Origin of the sequence: Flavobacterium aquidurense (assembly GCF_002217195.1) — a bacterium.
GTDB classification, from domain to species: Bacteria; Bacteroidota; Bacteroidia; order Flavobacteriales; family Flavobacteriaceae; genus Flavobacterium; species Flavobacterium frigidimaris.
This window is the reverse complement of the sequence record NZ_MUGR01000036.1, coordinates 126,640-143,894: the sequence shown is the minus strand read 5'-3', so window position 1 is coordinate 143,894 and position 17,255 is coordinate 126,640. Positions and strand designations below refer to the sequence as shown.

12 protein-coding genes are annotated in these 17,255 nt (G+C 35.3%); 5 read left to right on the top strand and 7 right to left on the bottom strand.

The annotated features are described in order from the left end of the window. Window positions 1-2: 2 nt before the first annotated feature. The 6 genes from B0A67_RS18915 to B0A67_RS18890 all read right to left on the bottom strand — a co-directional run bounded on the left by B0A67_RS18915 (window position 3) and on the right by B0A67_RS18890 (window position 9,382). Entirely contained in the window at window positions 3-575 is a 573-nt protein-coding gene (locus B0A67_RS18915; RefSeq protein ID WP_072962863.1) for a hypothetical protein, read from the bottom strand. A gap of 364 nt (window positions 576-939) precedes the next feature. Continuing rightward, a complete protein-coding gene (locus B0A67_RS25430; RefSeq protein WP_242670988.1) occupies window positions 940-1,113 on the bottom strand; it encodes a transposase in 174 nt (57 codons plus the stop codon). Between the two features lie 113 nt (window positions 1,114-1,226). Continuing rightward, window positions 1,227-3,674, bottom strand: coding sequence for a glycoside hydrolase family 3 C-terminal domain-containing protein (locus tag B0A67_RS18905; protein WP_072962866.1), 2,448 nt, complete (start codon window positions 3,672-3,674; stop codon window positions 1,227-1,229). 40 nt (window positions 3,675-3,714) lie between these two features. Next, window positions 3,715-4,602, bottom strand: a complete 888-nt coding sequence (locus B0A67_RS18900) for an alpha/beta hydrolase (protein WP_072962869.1) — start codon at window positions 4,600-4,602, stop codon at window positions 3,715-3,717. A 198-nt stretch (window positions 4,603-4,800) separates the two neighbouring features. Then, the gene (locus B0A67_RS18895) at window positions 4,801-7,113 is read right to left on the bottom strand and encodes a glycoside hydrolase family 3 protein (protein WP_072962872.1); all 2,313 of its coding nucleotides are present in this window, start codon (window positions 7,111-7,113) and stop codon (window positions 4,801-4,803) included. 10 nt (window positions 7,114-7,123) lie between these two features. After that, complete coding sequence (locus B0A67_RS18890) at window positions 7,124-9,382, bottom strand: TonB-dependent receptor (RefSeq protein ID WP_084074600.1); 2,259 nt, start codon at window positions 9,380-9,382, stop codon at window positions 7,124-7,126. 390 nt (window positions 9,383-9,772) lie between these two features. Between B0A67_RS18890 and B0A67_RS18885 the strand changes: the two genes are divergently transcribed. Continuing rightward, window positions 9,773-10,519 carry an NUDIX hydrolase gene (locus tag B0A67_RS18885; protein ID WP_072962875.1) on the top strand — a complete coding sequence of 249 codons (747 nt, stop codon included), beginning with the start codon at window positions 9,773-9,775 and terminating at the stop codon, window positions 10,517-10,519. A 622-nt stretch (window positions 10,520-11,141) separates the two neighbouring features. Here the strand turns inward: B0A67_RS18885 and B0A67_RS18880 are convergent. Further along, complete coding sequence (locus tag B0A67_RS18880; RefSeq protein ID WP_072962878.1) at window positions 11,142-12,254, bottom strand: serine hydrolase domain-containing protein; 1,113 nt, start codon at window positions 12,252-12,254, stop codon at window positions 11,142-11,144. A gap of 386 nt (window positions 12,255-12,640) precedes the next feature. On the opposite strand from B0A67_RS18880, the gene B0A67_RS18875 reads away from it, so the two are divergent. The 4 genes from B0A67_RS18875 (at window position 12,641) to B0A67_RS18860 (ending at window position 17,241) form a co-directional block, all read left to right on the top strand. Continuing rightward, entirely contained in the window at window positions 12,641-13,546 is a 906-nt protein-coding gene (locus tag B0A67_RS18875; RefSeq protein ID WP_072962882.1) for a toprim domain-containing protein, read from the top strand. 135 nt (window positions 13,547-13,681) lie between these two features. Then, on the top strand, window positions 13,682-15,664 hold the full coding sequence (gene mobC / locus B0A67_RS18870; protein WP_072963221.1) for a conjugal transfer protein MobC: 1,983 nt from the start codon (window positions 13,682-13,684) through the stop codon (window positions 15,662-15,664). A gap of 102 nt (window positions 15,665-15,766) precedes the next feature. After that, window positions 15,767-16,162, top strand: coding sequence for a plasmid mobilization protein (locus tag B0A67_RS18865; protein WP_072962886.1), 396 nt, complete (start codon window positions 15,767-15,769; stop codon window positions 16,160-16,162). After that, entirely contained in the window at window positions 16,147-17,241 is a 1,095-nt protein-coding gene (locus B0A67_RS18860) for a relaxase/mobilization nuclease domain-containing protein (RefSeq protein WP_072962889.1), read from the top strand. The genes B0A67_RS18865 and B0A67_RS18860 overlap by 16 nt, the downstream gene beginning before the upstream one ends. The last annotated feature ends 14 nt before the right edge of the window (window positions 17,242-17,255 follow it).

Below are 17,255 nucleotides of genomic sequence, written 5' to 3'. Positions count from 1 at the left end.
TATTATTTTTTGGCAAGTGTAAGTTCTACAGAGAATCTAGCAGTACAGTTATCCTGTCCGGTTATGGTTTGTGTTCCTTTTATAATATTTTCTTTAATATCATCAAGAACAACATTCATTTTTACTCTGTTCTTTGAAATACTGTCACTGGTGAATTCAAGCATTATTTTATCTTCGATGTATTTTGCTTTAAATACCCGTACCAGCTTTTTATTATTTAGTACATTGGTATAAATTCCGGTAGAATCAGACACAAATTCCCAGGATTCATTACGCTGATCCCCTATTACATATTGGTTGCAGTTAGATTCTCTGCATAGCGTTTTACTATTCCAAAAACCTTTCAGGAATTCGGGCCACTTCTTAATTAAGTCGCTATTCTCATTAATGGTATTTTTTAAAGCAGCTAAACTGTCCCGCATCAATAATAAAGTTTTATAGTCAGCCTCTTTCTTTTTAAATTCCTCTTCTTTTATAATCACAGCTTTTTCCCTATTTTGGAGTTCAAGTTCTTTTTTACTTTCACAGGAAATAAAAACACAGATAAGTAATAATAGAATAGCTAATTTTTTCATAGATCATTTTTTTGGATATACAATTTAACCAAAATATATTGGCATGCCAAGAAAAAAGGAAAATAAAAAGATTAATAATTACCCTGCCAGACAAATAACATTAATATTCTTGTATTAACGTCTTGCTAAAGCAGCTTTGTTTTAATAATGGTAAACTTCTCGATTAGAATTTTTAATCCATTATAGGGAATCCTAAAACACCAGTACAATAATGCTCCTAATTAGAGCATTTGACTTAACTAATCTACTAGCCTTTAGTAAAAAGGAATTAATGAATTGTTTGTTAAAAACATTTTTTTGCGTTTTTTTTACTCAAATGGAGACGAAATTCATAAGATAAATTAGGGAAAAGGATAGTTAGGGATTAAGCAACAAGCGTATATAATCTGAATAAATAGAAACCTATATTTCTCAATTCTCTAAATTTACATCTAAACATTTTTATTTTTGCATTAAAAGATTCTGCTGAAACATTTGTACTTCTATTGTCAAAATAGTCTAAAATTGACTGGTAATTAAAAGTTATGTTATGGAACAAAATATTAAATTTTTAAAACCTGAGAATAATAAAATTGTGACATAATCACGCAAAAAAAAGCCTTCAAAACAAATTGTTTCAAAGGCTTTTTACTAACTATAATTAACTAATAATTACGGCTTAAGCTCTGTAAACTTCGAATCTAATGCGAAAGATTTCTTCACTTTTTCTACTGTAATTTCTTTTGCAACCGAAAATTCAACTGATTTTTTAATATCTAAAGATGAAGCTCCTACAAAAACCTTATAGGCCCCTGCTTCTGCAATCCAGGCGCTTTTGCTCTCTAAAAATGAAGCCAGATCTTTTGGCGATAAAGTCAATTGCAACGTTTGGCTTTCTCCCGGTTTTAATTCTTTTGTTTTACCAAAAGCTTTTAGTTCTTCTTTTGGTTTATCAATAGATTTTGCAGGAGCCGAAAGGTAAACCTGAACAACTTCTTTTCCGGCCATTTTTCCTGTATTTTTTACCGTAACAGAAACAGTCAATTTATCTGTAAAAGTTGGTGAACTTAATTTTACATTAGTATAATCAAAAGTCGTGTATGAACTTCCAAAACCAAATTCATAAGATGGTTTAATATTAAAAGTATTAAAATAACGGTATCCTACATAAACACCTTCTTCATAAGTTACCTCTTTTGGATTATCAGCTGGAAGCCCAGGGAAGTTTTTGGCTGATGGTGTATCAGAATATTTCACAGGGAAAGTCATCGTTAGTTTTCCAGACGGATTTATTTTTCCTGAAACAACATCTGCAACAGAATGTCCGCCTTCCTGACCGGGTTGCCACGCCAGTAAAATAGCATCAACTTTGCCTTTCCATGATGCTGTTTCGATTACACCGCCAATATTTAAAATAACCACTACTTTTTTGCCCTTAGCATGAAAAGCTTTTGAAATTTTATCCAGCATTTCAATCTCTTCATTGGCCATATTAAAATCATTATCCACAACCCTGTCTCCGCCTTCTCCTGAATTTCTTCCCAGAGTTACAAACGCGATTTCTGAACTTGCCGCTTTTTTAGCAATAAAGGCATCATCCATTTTTAGTTCTGGAAGTCTTTCCGGCAAAGCCAAAATCCCTCTTACTTTTCTTCTTTCTTTTTCGGCTACTACTTCTTTTTCAGCGTGTGGTTTATACAAGTCAATCAATTCTTTGTCTAATTTGTAACCCGCTGCGGTTAATCCTTCTAAAAGAGAAACGGTGTGTTTATTATTTACACTTCCGCTTCCTGTTCCTCCTGTAATCCAGGCATAAGAAGTCACTCCAAATACAGAAACCTCTTTTTGCTTGTCAGCAAAAGGCAATGTATTATTGGTGTTTTTAAGCAAAACCATTCCTTCTGCCGCAGCATTTCTTGTCACTTCAGCATTTTTTGTCAGGTTGGGTTTGTCACTGTATTTGTATTTTGCAAAAGTTGGCGTACGAAAAATATATTCTAAAATTCTTTTCGCATTTGTATTGGCCACTTCCTGAGATAATTTACCCGAGTTTAAAGCCTCTAATAATGCTTTTTTCTGAACAGGAATTCCCGGCATTAACAAATCATTTCCAGCAATCATTTGTTTGACAACATCTGAATTTGATCCGTCTTTGATAGATTCAAAACCCGGAAAACCACCAAACCAATCTGTCATAACAATTCCTTTAAAACCCCATTCGTTTCTTAAAACCTCTGTTAGCAAATCTTTTCTGTCAGAAGTATATTCGCCATTCAGTTTATTATAAGATGACATTACCGTCCAGGGCTGCGATTCTTTTACCGTGATTTCAAAACCTTTTAAATAAATTTCTCTAATGGCCCTTTCAGAAACGTGGGCATTGATTGTTAAACGGTTGGTTTCTTCATTATTCACTGCAAAGTGCTTGATTGAAGTTCCCACTCCCTGCGACTGGATTCCGTTTACAATTGCTGCTGCAGTTTTCCCTGAAATCAACGGATCTTCAGAATAATATTCGAAGTTTCTTCCGTTCAGGGGGTTTCTTTGAATATTCAAAGCCGGTGCCAATAAAACATCCACACCATATTCCTTTACCTCATTACCCATTGCTTTTCCGACTTCTTCTAAAAGTGCTTTATTCCAGGTTGAAGCCAAAGCAGTTCCTACCGGAAATGCCGTTGCGTAATAGGTTTTTGAATCATTTTCTCTGGTTGGTGCAATTCTTAAACCCGCAGGACCATCGGCTACAACTGTTGCAGGAATTCCGAATCGTTCGAAAGCAGCAGTTCCGCCCGCTGCTCCGGGAACCAAACCTTGTTTAGAATCTCCAACAGGGCCAGTGAGAACTTCGATACCCGGCATTCCGGTTCCGATAAGCAATTCTACTTTTTCTGCATTGGTCATTTGTTTGATGATGGCATCAATTCTTTGATCATTAGAAAGACGTGTATCTTCCCAAATATCTAATTTTCCGTTTCTGTTTAAATCGAAAAATTTAAATCCTTTGATCGTTAAAACCGGCGGATTCGTTTCATTTTTAGGAGTATTCCAGGACAAATTAGAAAGCACTAATGCTGTCAAAAGCGTAACTCTTGCTGTTTTTATAAATGTATGTTTCATATATAGATAGTTTAAATAGTCTCTTTATTAAAGGGAAAGATTAGTTTAGAAATCCTTGTAGTGTAAGCCATTCTTCAAAACGGGTTTCCCAGGAATCTACTGGCAGGTTTTGTTTTCCTGTTCCAAAGCCGTGACCGCCTTTTGAGTACATATGCAATTCGACACTTTGTCCTGCTTCCAGCCATTTATTGTACATCTGAATACTTCTTGGTGCCAGTTTTAACTGATCATCGCTGGCTGCGCACAAAAACATTGGAATTTTCTTCAGCGGAGTTGCAACGGTTAAAAGTTCCGGTCTTGGACCTCCATAAATATTGGCAACAAAATCCGGTAATTGGTCTACTGAATTCTCTAAAACCGTTTCCATCGCAACTGTACTTCCTGCTGAAAACCCAATAATTCCCACTTTCTTTGTGTCGATTCCGTATTTTGAAGCATTGTCACGAACATATTTTAAAGCATTTTTTCCATCTTCTGCCGCTAATTTTATAGTAGCTAAAGAGCTTTTTTCGAAAGCAGCCCTATCTTTTAATTTCTCCATCATTTCTCTAGCCGGATCATTACTTTGAGTTTTATTCAAACGGTATTTTAAAACAAAAGCGGTGATTCCTTTTTTGTTCAATATTTCCGCTAATTCTTTTCCTTCTCTATCAATAGACAAACTCTGAAAACCTCCGCCTGGCGCAATTACAATTGCCGTTCCTGTATTCTTAACGCCCGTTGGAACCTGATAAACCAACAAAGATGGATTCGTTACATTATAAACCACTTCGGTCTTAAAAAGATCCGAATACATTTGAGCTTCTTTTTGTGTCCAGTTCTCAGACCCAGGAGCTTTTCCTGAATATAATTTTACGGTTTGCTGCGCTTTTGCTGCTGTGCATAAAAGCAAGCAAAAAGCAACTAATACTGTGATTCTATTTTTCATTATGATTTGTGGTATTAAGTTTAATTTAATCTGCAAAGGCACCAAGACACTCCTTTTTTTGTGTTTCACTCAGATTTAAAAAATATTAAGGCTCATAAGCGCACATTATTTATTTATAAATTTAAATCTGCTCAATCTGCGAGAGACACGACAGATCTTCTTCTATTGTAAGTTTCGCGCCTTTCTGGCATAAAAAAATTACTGTTTCTTATAAGTTTCCGTCCTGGCATCTTTTATAACACCTTTCCAGTTTAGTCCAAAGGCAAAATCGTAAAGATTTCCTTCGCTGTCTTTATGCGAAACCATATCAAAAGGAACGTCTTCAAATTGCTTTTCAACTGTTTCCATATTTGCCGGCATTTGAACCGGCAACAGTCCTGATGGTTCTGATTTCCCCGAAATAATATCCAGAACCGCTTGGGTAGAAACTCCGAAATTCAATATAATTCCGTCTACCTGTTTTTCAAATTCATTAAAAATCATAGGTTTAGACGCTGTTACCGAAACAATAACCGGTTTTCCGTTCATCATGTCTCTGGTGTCAAGAATTGTTCTCAAATCCATTGTGTTAGCAACTGTTACTGTTTTGTTTTTATAGGTTCTGTCCTTAATTGTGGGGTCAATAACCTGATCTCCGGCAGCGATACTTTTAGCTCTGGCTTCTGTTGCAGTATAAGTTGTGTATTGAAGTGAAATTGGCACATAACCGTTGCTTCCGTTTGTTCTGTCTTTTAAATCATAACCACCTTCTAAACTCTGTGGACTAGTTACAAAAACAATAGCAAAATCAGCTTTTGATGGATCTTCGGTTACGTTGTAATATTTCTTAACCAATTCTAAATTTACCGGATATTCCAATTTTGGCTGACTTGCAACGCCCCACCAATCTTTTGTAGAAGCCGTATAAATCTTCGGAATAAAAACTGTTTTCTTTTCTTTTAATGGAAGAACCGAAGCTTTATTTTTTAACATTACAACCGATTTTAACTGAGCCTGATAACCCTCTTTCATAAACTCAGGATTTCCAACAATTGCTTTTGTTTCGGCAACATTCAAATATGGATTTTCAAAAAGTCCAACCCTGAAAATATTCTTTAATAATCGAACAGCAGATCTTTCAAAACGAGCCCTCATAAAAGGTTCTCCAAATTCTTTGATTCCCATTTGGTACGCTTCCAGAACTGGCTTTTTATCATTGTTTCCTCCAAACTGATCTACTCCGGCAACAATAGCTTTATAGTGTCTTTCTACAATCGAAAGATTCTCAACCCCCCAAGGTTTACCGGCAAAAAGATTTGGTGTTTTTCCTTCATCGCCAGTTACCAGCCAATCTGTACAAACTACGCCGTCATAACCGTATTTATCTCTCAATAAATCTGTAATGATATATTTGCTGTAACCGTTGGCTACGTTTTCGTTGTATTTTTTATCCTGATCAAAAGTGATTGTATAATAAGGCATAACCGCCGAAGCTTTGCTTGTTTTTCCTTTTAGTTTGAAAGCTCCATTGATAAACGGATCTATATGCTGCTGCAAATTATTTCCTGGATAAACGGCAAATTTTCCGTAAGCCCAGTGGCCGTCGCGTCCACCTTCTTCAGCACCACCACTTGGCCAGTGTTTTACCATTGCATTTACACTTTTATAACCCCAACCATCCTTGATTTCGTCTTTTCCGTATGAAGTTTGAAATCCGTCAATATATGCACGTCCCATATCTCTGGTTAAGGCTGGGCTTTCGCCAAAGGTCATCGAAATCCTGTACCATCTTGGTTCTGATCCTAAGTCGATTTGCGGAGATAAGGCCGTTGCAATTCCTAACGCACGATATTCTTTAGCAGCAATTTGACCAAACTGTTCTACAATTTTGGGATCGAAAGTTGATGCCATTCCTAAACCATCGGGCCACATTGAGATTGTTCCTCCTGCTCCAGCATTAAATTCTGCGGTAACAGTTGCATTATGACGCGGATCTGTACTGGTATTACTCGGGATTCCCAGACCAATTCCTTCTACAAAAGCCTGCATTTGGTTGTTCCATAAAGCAGCTACTTCAGGACTTTCTACATTTGTGATCAAAACATGGCGAAGATTATCTTCTTTCAAAAAAGCCTTTTGCTGATCCGTTAAATCATACGCTTTAGCATTGCTTTGCGGAAATACTTTTCCGTTATAAGTTCCTGCATTATAACCCGCTATTCCTGCCGGTAAAGCCTGATGACGACTGTATAACATCAATCCTGCAATTTGTTCTACTGACATTTGAGAAGCTAAATCTTTAGCTCTTTCGTCTGCCGAAAGACGCCAGTCTTCATACTTATCCAGTTTCCCGTTTTTGTTTAAATCTTTAAATTTCTTTGCGCTTACGGTTATAATTTTGATGCCAGATTCGGGAGAATATCCCAAATCGGCACCTTTATTATTTTTAATAATGGTAAAGTTTTCCTGCTGAGCTTGTACTGTAACGCTTATAAAAAAAGCGAAACCGACAGTTATGATTATTTTTTTCATAAAATGAATTTTAGAATCTGAAATTAAGGGAGGCTTCTAAAGTAAACGGACGAATGTAAGATCCTACCAAAAGCTGATCGTAATAAGCTGAAGCATCTGTAATTAATTCAGCTCCACTAATCGCTCCTTTTGCTCCGGTTTGGTTTAAAAAGTTTACAGCTGTTAGACCAATATCAAAGTGATCGTTGATTTTGTAATTTACCCCTCCAAAGGTTTCCCATCTTGGGGCAAAGAATAGCGCATTGGTAAGATTAGCGTACTGCTTACTGAAATAACGAAAACTTGCCCAAACCTTGAAATCTTTATAGGTATAACTTGGATCAATTTCCATTAATACTTTAGAGATTTCTAATACGTTTTTATCGTTATAAGAATAGTTGTTACCAAAAGCAGAGAAATCATAATTTTTATACACCGGATCCTGAAAAGTAATCAGATAATGAAGATTAAATCCTTTAAACGGAGTGGCTACAATATCAGTTGTCCATCCTAAAGTTTGAATATCGTAAAAAACGGTAGCCACTTCTGACTGACTTCCATCTGCTGGATTTACTAAATTTAATCGTGCCTGATAATTGTTTCTGGTCAAATAAGTTGCCTGAGAAACTACACTAAATTTATCCTGATTATAGTACAATCCAAAAGCAGCCAAAGGACTTTTGGTTTTAGCCAAATTGGGCGCTACAGATCCTGAATAACTCTCTAGTTGTCCATTTTTTTCGGTATAAGTGAAATCTGCTAAAATTCCGGCACTTTTTGTTACTTTATAAATAGCATTGATCGAACCTCCTAAATGAAACCAGTTGTTATCAAAATACGATTTCTGGCTTGGATCAAAAACCAAATTTGGAGTTCTTGGCGTTTGGTAATAATCTCCTTTTAGTTTATGGTATCTTAAATTGATACCATAAGCCAATGTCAAACGGTCTGAAACGGTCCAGTTATCAGAGAAATAACCTGATAATTTGTTCTCGAATCCATTGTGGTATTCTCCACCAACATTGTAGTTATAAAATCCGTCAGCATCTGTATTTGAAGTTCCTCCCGGAGTATTACGAACCAATTTGTCGGGATTTGCACTTACGGTTTGGTTAAAGAAAGAACGGCTTGAAGTAAACTCGTCTACATTATAGTAATATTCTAGTAATCCGAATCTCCATTTGTGTTTTTCAACATTTTTTTTAATTTCAAATCGGGATAAAAAACTTGTTGTTGGTGTTCCGTCTGTATACAAACCTAACATCGAATTTACATTTCCTACATAAGGCTGACCAGAAGCTTCATATGTAAAATTATCTGCTGGATTTGCCTGAAAAATACTTAGCGGAATTGCAATTAACTGCGAAGCTCTTGATGTTCTAAAACGAGTTGAAAAATTGAATTTCCAATCGTTTGCCAAATCATAATTTCCTAAGATATCAAAGGTGTGAGAAGTTGTTGCTGCATCACTTCCACCCATATCAGCAAATTTGGTTTCTCCTGTAAGGATATCTTTAAATTTCATGGTTCCGTCATTGACAATGTATGAATCACGACCAATTTTAAAATCATTGTACTCTTCAACTTTTCCACCTTCCTTATATCTAAAAACGGCATAATTCGTTAAAGAAGCCGAGTTTGCATATTTATACAAAAAGCTAATCTGCCCCTTTCCGTTATTAAATTTCTTGGTTAAGCCCGCTCTGTAAATTTGAGTTCTGTCTGAATATTTGGCAAATTTTAAATCAAAAGAATTTGGATCAAAATTAGCGTAAGCCCCCATAGTGTACGACCATCCTTTTGCCAATGGCCCAGAGACATTAAGATCTCCTTTCATCCAACCGAAACTTGATCCTGAAAAATTACCATTGATTTCTAATTTATCAGTTCCTAGCCTAGTATATGAGTTTACTGCGAAACCCAAATCTCCAGTTGTAATGGCTGCTTCTCCAATTTTAAGCAAGCCTGTGCGATCTAAACTTTTGCTTTGTCTCCAGGTTCTGTTTGGCAATTCTGGCCAAAAATAATACACAACCGGTAAATCATTTTCTTGAATGGTGATTCCACCCACCGTTGATGGCAATCCGATATTTACATCACGTGGACCTGAATTATTGGCCGCATTAAGCATGACATTTCTGTTTTTTTCTTCTTTGGTATCTGTCTCGACAATTTTGGTGATTTTTTTAATTGAATCAGTTGCTTTTTCCTGTTTTTTATCCTCTTGAGAGTAAGCATCAAAAGTCGGAAAAACAGCCATACAGAGTGCTGAGATTAGCATTTTTTTCATAAGTGGTTAGTTAGTTAAGTAAGAATATAATTTCATTGCTTCAATATGAAGCAATATTAAAAACATTTTCTGATATCAACAAATAAAACCATGAAAAAATTTCATAATCGTATCATAACTAACCATTAAATATCATATAACCAAAGAATGACAAATATTATTAACGAGTTGGGAATTGAACTAAAAAAAACTATCTCGTTTGCGTAAAGTACTGTAATCATTGAAAAAAAAGGATTTTTTAGAAAAAATGGATTTGAAAATTCTTGAAGTAAAATAAAAAAAGTAAACGCGATAGTTCTTTTTTGTAAGGTCCAAAAAATTGTCAGAAAAAATTTAAACAATTTGGCTTGTAGTAATTAAAAAGATTAAATTTGAGGCTAATTATAGCTTATGGAATTTAAAAAATTTCTCCAAATCGAGTCCGAAGAAGCTTGGGAAAAGTATATTCCAACACTTTCTATTGACAGTGTTATTTTCAGTTTTCATCAACATTCACTCCATGTTTTATTATTAAAGATGAAAGATATGGATGCATGGGGACTTCCAGGAGGATACGTAGAAAAAACAGAAAATGTTGATCAGGCGGCAGTTCGTATCTTAAAAGACAGAACCGGAACCGAAAATATTTACCTGCATCAGTTTCATACTTTTGGAGACAGGAATCGTTCTGAAGATGCTTTTTCCGAGTATGACGACAGCATTTGGTACAAGCAACGATTTATATCAATAGGTTATTACGCCTTGGCAGAATACTCCAAGGTTAGTCTTGTTATTGATGAATTTTCAAGTACGGTTGAATGGCATTCCATTGATAATCTTCCATCATTTATGATGGATCACAGGGCTATCTTTGAGAAAGCACTGCTAACATTGCGTGAACAGGTAAACCATCATCCTATCGGCTATAATCTTCTTCCTGAGAAATTTACAATGCCGGAACTTCAAAAATTATATGAAGGTATTTTAGGAAAAAAACTAAATAGAGGTAATTTTTATAGAAAATTTCTTCGTTATGATATTCTAACAAAACTCGATGAATCTCGAAAAGGCGGTGCACATAAAGCTCCTGACTTGTACAGCTTTGATTTGGAGAAATATAATAATGCTCTAAAAGAAGGGCTAAAAGGAGGCTGGTAAAAATGAATATCTTATTGATTTTTTTTAGGTCAGATCTTTTTCTACAAAAACTTAAAGCAGTTTTAAAATTTGTTAAGAATTGATGGATACCTTTTTTACCACAAAAAGTTAAGGCGGTTTTTTATCAATATTTCACCAGTTTAAATTTTGTGGCAGAATCATGGCACATCTCCAGCTACAAGAAAACTGCCATCCCAGATGTATGCAATTTACGTTTTGTTCCCTGTGATTTAATTCTAAATTTTTATATAGTCCAATTGTAACTTCATAAAAATCAATAATGTTAATTCCAACTCTCGAAATTAATTTCTTAGCTATGGACAAAGTAAAATGGATTTGAGCTACAGGTAAAGTACAACTTGAAGAAGCACATTTTAAATCAAAACTCGACTTAATTAGCTTAAACAAATAATGCTTTAAAATTTATAGAAAAAACGAATTGACTAATTACGGTCCGAGTCCTATTACTGCTACTAAGAAAAAAGCTTCAGATTTCTCGAGGGCACTGAAAAACATCCCTTATTTTGATCAGGTTTATTTTTTAGACAATATTACGCAAAATCAGAGGCATTTGCCTTTACTTTGGATTTGATAAAAAAGTGTTCCGCAAGATTTTTTATATCTAATTAATTAATAAGTCGGCTATTTTATTGTTGAACATAACCCCCTGATCAGAATTTGTAAAAAAAACGTACCCATTTTGATTGGCTCTGTTAATCTTAAATCCTGACTGGAAGTCGCCATTGTTGCCTCCATGCTCATATATGGTTCCAAAGGAAACTGGCCGTATCGCTATGCCTAAACCCCAGCCAGTATCCCCATTTACGAGGTAATGGGGTGATCTTTTGTCTAAAGCAACTTGCTGTTTAAACATTTCATTCACAAGGGATTTAGAGATACCCTTGCCTTTCATCAAACCAATCAGGAAAGCTGAAAAATCTGCAGCTTCCGTATGCAATCCACCCGCAGCATCGAACCAAGTAGAGTCTTGCTCGGGAAAAGAGGTGGGCCAACTCTTGTGAGAGACCTTTCCATTTACATGTCCCTGAACTTTATGATTACTTATGTAATTGTTACCACTAAACCATGCATGCTTCATATGCAATGGTGCAGCAACCTCTCTTTGGAAAAGAGGATCCAATGTCTGTATTGATAATCCGTTCAAATGAGCAATAACCAGCGATAGGTAGCGGTAACCCTCACCAGAATAAGCAAATTCTGTCCCAGGAGTAAACTTAAGATACAATTCACCGTACTTATAACGGTTTTCATCACGCTTGTCAAAATATCGCCAGTTAGGAAATCCGGTGGTATGCGATAAAACCATCCGGGCGGTGATCAATTTGTAACGTTCATCTTTTTCAATGTCTTTATAGGGCAAATAGCGATATAAGGGCGTATCCAAATCTAAAAGCTTTTTATCAACCATTTTAAGCACAAAATAAGCAAAGACAGTTTTAGACATGGATGCTGCTTCAAATATCGACTGATCATTAACTTTCAATTTGGTTTGTTCACTGGTTACACCAAATGACCTGTGGTAAACGACTTTGCCGTTATTGATAAGTGCAAATGATAAACCCGAGATAGCGAGAGAATCCATTTGTTTCTTGATATACTTATCAAGGTCTTCTGAATTCAGCTTTCTTCCACTTAATGTCTGCAATTGAGAATAACAATTATAGGTTAGCAGTGATAGTAGTAATACTATAATTACAGGTATTTTCTTGACCATTTTGATTATTATTTTATTGAAGTGTAGAATAAGTCTGCTTTTTGAAGCGGTTTGTAACCATTAGACGTGAAGATCTTGCAAATGTTACGTGTTATAAATTGCAATATCTTAGCACGCATTATTTGGATCAATCCCCAACACGACATCTAAACCAAATTCTTAGAGTCAATGAAAGGCAGACACTATATGTAGTAAGCCAATCTCTTTAAATCTTCCATAAAATTTATAGAAATTTGTCCAGTCGAGGTCCCACAAGACCAAACTTAAACGATATATTAATCCTTGCCTAGCCTAACCCAGTGATAATATACTGAGGATTGTACAGCATTTATATCTAAGTTAATTTCGTAGTTGTATTTGAATGATCAACCTCATATAATGTGACTATGAATTTCAGTAACGATCATCTATCCTTAGACGATGTAAAGACATTGGATATGGTTTCTTATTTACACTCCTTAGGATTTGAACCCTCTAAGGTAGTGCATGATGATTATTGGTACCTCTCACCACTTCGCAATGAGAAAACTGCTTCTTTTAAAATCAACCGAAGACTCAATAGATGGTACGATCATGGAATGGGACAAGGAGGCAATATCATTGACTTTGGTATACTTTTTTTTAAATGCTCCATTGGAGAATTCTTAAAAGAACATCGCGGAAATAGTACCCAATATCATTCACCAGTTCCTGTCCTGGATATCCCAGAGCAACAGCAATCAAAAATTACCATACTAAGAGAAAAACCTTTGCAGTCTACTGTCCTTTTAGAATATCTGAAGCAAAGAAAGATTCCCCTTGGACTTGCTTTTAAATTTTGCTCAGAGCTCAGTTACAGTATAAGGGATCATAATTATTACGGCATCGGTTTTAAAAACGATCTGGGAGGATTCGAAATTCGAAATCCTTATTTCAAATCCAGTAGCTCCCCCAAAGGGATAACATCTTATGATAATAACAATAAAGAAGTAGTGGTCTTTGAGGGATTTATGGATTTTTTATCCTACAAAGCCATGAATTACGGTCTTCAAGAAAAAAAAGAGAATTTTTTAATTCTAAACTCGATTTCATTTCTGGATAAAGCCAGACCATTTATGGAAAAACACAAATTAGTACAACTTTATCTAGATCAGGACGTGCCTGGACAAAATGCTACTAAGCGTGCCCTTGACTGGGGTAGAAAATACCATGACCAGAGCGCTCTTTACAAAGAGCATAAAGATCTAAATGATTGGATGATAAATTCACGGCAAACAAATTCAAAAAAGACAAAACCAGGTATTAAACGATAGGATAAAGTCCTTAGTTATAAATCTTACCCTTACCATCAAATAGTATTGAAAAAGAATAAAACTTAAGAGTGAGCACATTCTTGGGGCTTTACATTATCTAACAATCTACTAACCTTAACCTCTAAATCAATGGCGATGCAAACTGGAGAAAACGAGCAGGCACTAAGGAAAATACTAGATATGACAAGACTCATAAGTATTGTTCTTTTGTGTTTGCACTTTTACTATTATACCTATAGCGCATTTACAGAGTGGCATCTTGTAAATGAGTTCGCAGACACGATCCTTGGCACTATTACCCGTACGGGGTTATTTGATAACTTCCACCTCTCCAAATTGCTTTGTTTCGGCTTTTTGTTGATTTCCCTTTTAGGAGTCAAAGGAAGAAAAGATGAAAAACTTCAATACAAGACCGCTTTTCTGTGGCTTGGCTCAGGACTGCTGCTTTTTTTCATGAGTTATCTCTTGCTGTTTTTAAAATGGCAAAGCTCCAATATTGCACTTCTCTATATTGTCATAACTGCTACGGGATTTATTTTCCTTCTCACAGCAGGTACTATTCTATCGCGCATTATAAACAAAAAGCTCAATTCAGACGATATTTTTAATGAAGAAAACGAAACTTTCCCTCAAGAAGAAAGACTTCTGGAAAACGAGTATTCAGTGAATCTTCCCGCGCAATATCATCTTAAGGACAAAGTTCGAAAAAGCTGGATCAATATCATCAATCCCTTTCGAGCTCTTTTAGTATTGGGTAGTCCTGGTTCGGGTAAATCCTATTTTGTAATACGCCATGTCATTACCCAGCACATCCGAAAAGGTTTTGCCATGTTTGTTTATGATTTCAAATACGATGATCTTACCATAATTGCCTATAATACATGGCTTGAATACAAAGCACATTATCTCATTTGTCCAAAATTTTACAGTATCAATTTTGATGATCTCTCTCGTTCGCATCGCTGTAATCCTTTGGTTCCCTCAGCCATGACTGATATTACAGACTCTTCTGAATCGGCCCGCACTATTTTACTGGGACTCAACAGAGAGTGGATTAAACGTCAAGGAGATTTTTTTGTTGAATCCCCTATTAACTTTTTAACAGCTATAATATGGTACTTGAAAAAATACAAGGAAGGTCAATACTGTACATTACCTCACGTAATTGAGCTTATGCAAGTAGACTACGATGATCTCTTTACCCTTCTTCGAACTGAAAAGGAAATAGAGGTCTTGATTAATCCTTTTATCAATGCCTACCTAAATGATGTAATGGAGCAACTAGAGGGTCAAATTGCCTCGGCTAAAGTAGCCATGGCAAGACTCTCCTCCCCACAACTTTATTATGTGCTCTCAGGTAACGACTTTACTTTGGATATCAATAACCCTGAGGATCCAAAGATTATTTGTATGGGCAACAATCCTCAAAAAATACAGATTTACGGAGCTGTACTATCTCTATATGTAAATCGATTATTGAAATTGGTAAACCAGAAAGGAAAACAAAAGAGCAGTCTTGTATTTGACGAATTCCCCACTATTTATCTCAATAATATTGACAGTCTAATTGCCACGGGCAGAAGCAATAAAGTAGCCACATGTCTGGGAATGCAGGATTTTAGTCAGCTTCGAAAGGATTATGGCCGCGAACAGGCCGATGTTATTATGAACATCGCAGGAAATATCATAAGTGGCCAGGTTACAGGAGATACAGCCAAACAATTATCAGAGCGAGTCGGTAAAATCATGCAGGATAGGGAAAGCTTTTCTATAAACAGTGGTGATACTTCTGTGAGTCGTTCCAAACAATTAGAATTAGCTGTTCCAGCCTCCAAAATTTCATCTTTAAGCTCTGGCGAGTTCGTTGGAATGGTAGCCGATGATCCAAATTGTAAAATAAAGCTCAAGGCATTCCATAGTGAGATACTAAATGATCATAATGCGCTTGAAAACGAATCTGAAAATTATAGAGAAATTCCCATTGTACGCAAGTTAAATAACGAGATAATACAGAGAAACTATCTTCAAATAAAGCAAGACATTCAGGACATTGTACATTATGAAATCGATCGTCTTGTAAGTGATCCAGAATTGTCTTATATGGTACTTAAAAAATAACAATAATTCCAGATATCATAATAAAAATTCAATTAAAAGGTATAAAAAACATACGTAAATCTTTACTTATCCATTAGCAATAAAATCACTTAAAATAAAAAGATGATGATAAAAGATGATCTAAATAGAATTCGAGGTGTTTATGTAGGCTTACCAATTAATCAATATTTTGAAATTCAAAGTCAATGCAAAAAAAGCACCTGCCATACGGTAAGTGAGTATATACGAAAACGATTATCTGATAAGCCTGTAACGATATTGTACCGAAATCAATCCTTAGATGATTTGATAGAAGAAATAGCAGAACTTAACAATCAGATCAATACCGTTAGAAACAATGCGTCCCAAGTTCTGGAAAAACTAAGTCAACACCAACAAATTAATCACGATGTTGTATCAATCTCAGGACTGGAAATAGCAATAAAGAATCTTAATCAGAGAATTGAAGAAATTAAAATGCAAATTGAAAAAATTATAGACAAATGGTTACAATCATAAAAATAAATAATTCAATACACAGAACTATCACCTACAACGAAAACAAAGTCACAAAGGGACTAGCCCAGTGCATCGGCGCGGTTAATTTTCCTGTGGACCTCGAGAAGATAAACGCTGCCATAAAATTAGAACGTTTTACCAGAAGGATGAAATTGAATGAAATTGCAAAACAAAATACAGTACATATATCGCTAAATTTCTCTTCCCTGGAAGAGCATCCCAGAGAAAAACTTTTGAGCATAACCAATTGCTATATGCAAAGAATTGGTTTTGCAAAACAACCTTATTTAGTATACGAACATTATGACTCCGGGCATCAACATTTACATGTGATCACTACTAATATTCAAAGAGACGGCAAGCAGATCTATATGCATAATATCGCCATTAAAAAGTCCGAACCGGCAAGAAAAGATATTGAAAAACTCTTTGATTTGGTTCCTGCTGTAAGTAAAATAAAAACAAATCAATTTACTCTGCCTTTCACAAATATTAGCAAAGCTTGTTATGGTAAAATGGAATCAAAAAAAGCCATATCAAGTGTTATTAATTTTGTTTTGAATAAATACTCCTGTACAAATTTGTCCGAACTTAACGCAGTCTTAAGTCTGTACAATATTATGGCTGACAGATGCAGAGAGAGTTCAATAATATTCCGCAATGGAGGATTATTATATAAAATACTAAACGAAGAGGGAAAACCTATAGGCATGCCTATTAAAGCGAGTGATATACAAAACAAACCTACATTGAAATTTCTGGAGAACAAATTTAAAATAAATACAATAAAAAGTACCGCTCAGAGAATAAGGATTAAAAAAATTGTGGATTTGTACTCAATAAGATCCGTATCGACAAACCAACTAATTAAAATGCTACAAAAACAAGGTATTACCGTTGTTTTAGCAAAGCAACGTCATAGCTCTAATTATACAATAACTTATATCGATCATAAAACAAAAAGCGTCCTAAGCGATATTATATTCCCTTGCGAATACATAAAAGAAAACAATGAATTAAAACAGGATTGCAAAGACAAAACAAATAAGATCATTAGAAAAAAATCATTGCTTAAATAGCCTTTGACCTTAAA

Excerpts from the sequence above, each read along its gene's own strand:
- B0A67_RS18880 (WP_072962878.1), bottom strand. The coding sequence starts at position 12,254 with ATGGTCAAGAAAATACCTGTAATTATAGTATTACTACTATCACTGCTA.
- mobC (WP_072963221.1), top strand. The coding sequence starts at position 13,682 with ATGCAAACTGGAGAAAACGAGCAGGCACTAAGGAAAATACTAGATATG.
- B0A67_RS18915 (WP_072962863.1), bottom strand. The coding sequence starts at position 575 with ATGAAAAAATTAGCTATTCTATTATTACTTATCTGTGTTTTTATTTCC.
- B0A67_RS18905 (WP_072962866.1), bottom strand. The coding sequence starts at position 3,674 with ATGAAACATACATTTATAAAAACAGCAAGAGTTACGCTTTTGACAGCA.
- B0A67_RS18895 (WP_072962872.1), bottom strand. The coding sequence starts at position 7,113 with ATGAAAAAAATAATCATAACTGTCGGTTTCGCTTTTTTTATAAGCGTT.
- B0A67_RS18900 (WP_072962869.1), bottom strand. The coding sequence starts at position 4,602 with ATGAAAAATAGAATCACAGTATTAGTTGCTTTTTGCTTGCTTTTATGC.
- B0A67_RS18865 (WP_072962886.1), top strand. The coding sequence starts at position 15,767 with ATGATGATAAAAGATGATCTAAATAGAATTCGAGGTGTTTATGTAGGC.
- B0A67_RS18885 (WP_072962875.1), top strand. The coding sequence starts at position 9,773 with ATGGAATTTAAAAAATTTCTCCAAATCGAGTCCGAAGAAGCTTGGGAA.
- B0A67_RS18890 (WP_084074600.1), bottom strand. The coding sequence starts at position 9,382 with ATGAAAAAAATGCTAATCTCAGCACTCTGTATGGCTGTTTTTCCGACT.
- B0A67_RS18860 (WP_072962889.1), top strand. The coding sequence starts at position 16,147 with ATGGTTACAATCATAAAAATAAATAATTCAATACACAGAACTATCACC.
- B0A67_RS18875 (WP_072962882.1), top strand. The coding sequence starts at position 12,641 with ATGAATTTCAGTAACGATCATCTATCCTTAGACGATGTAAAGACATTG.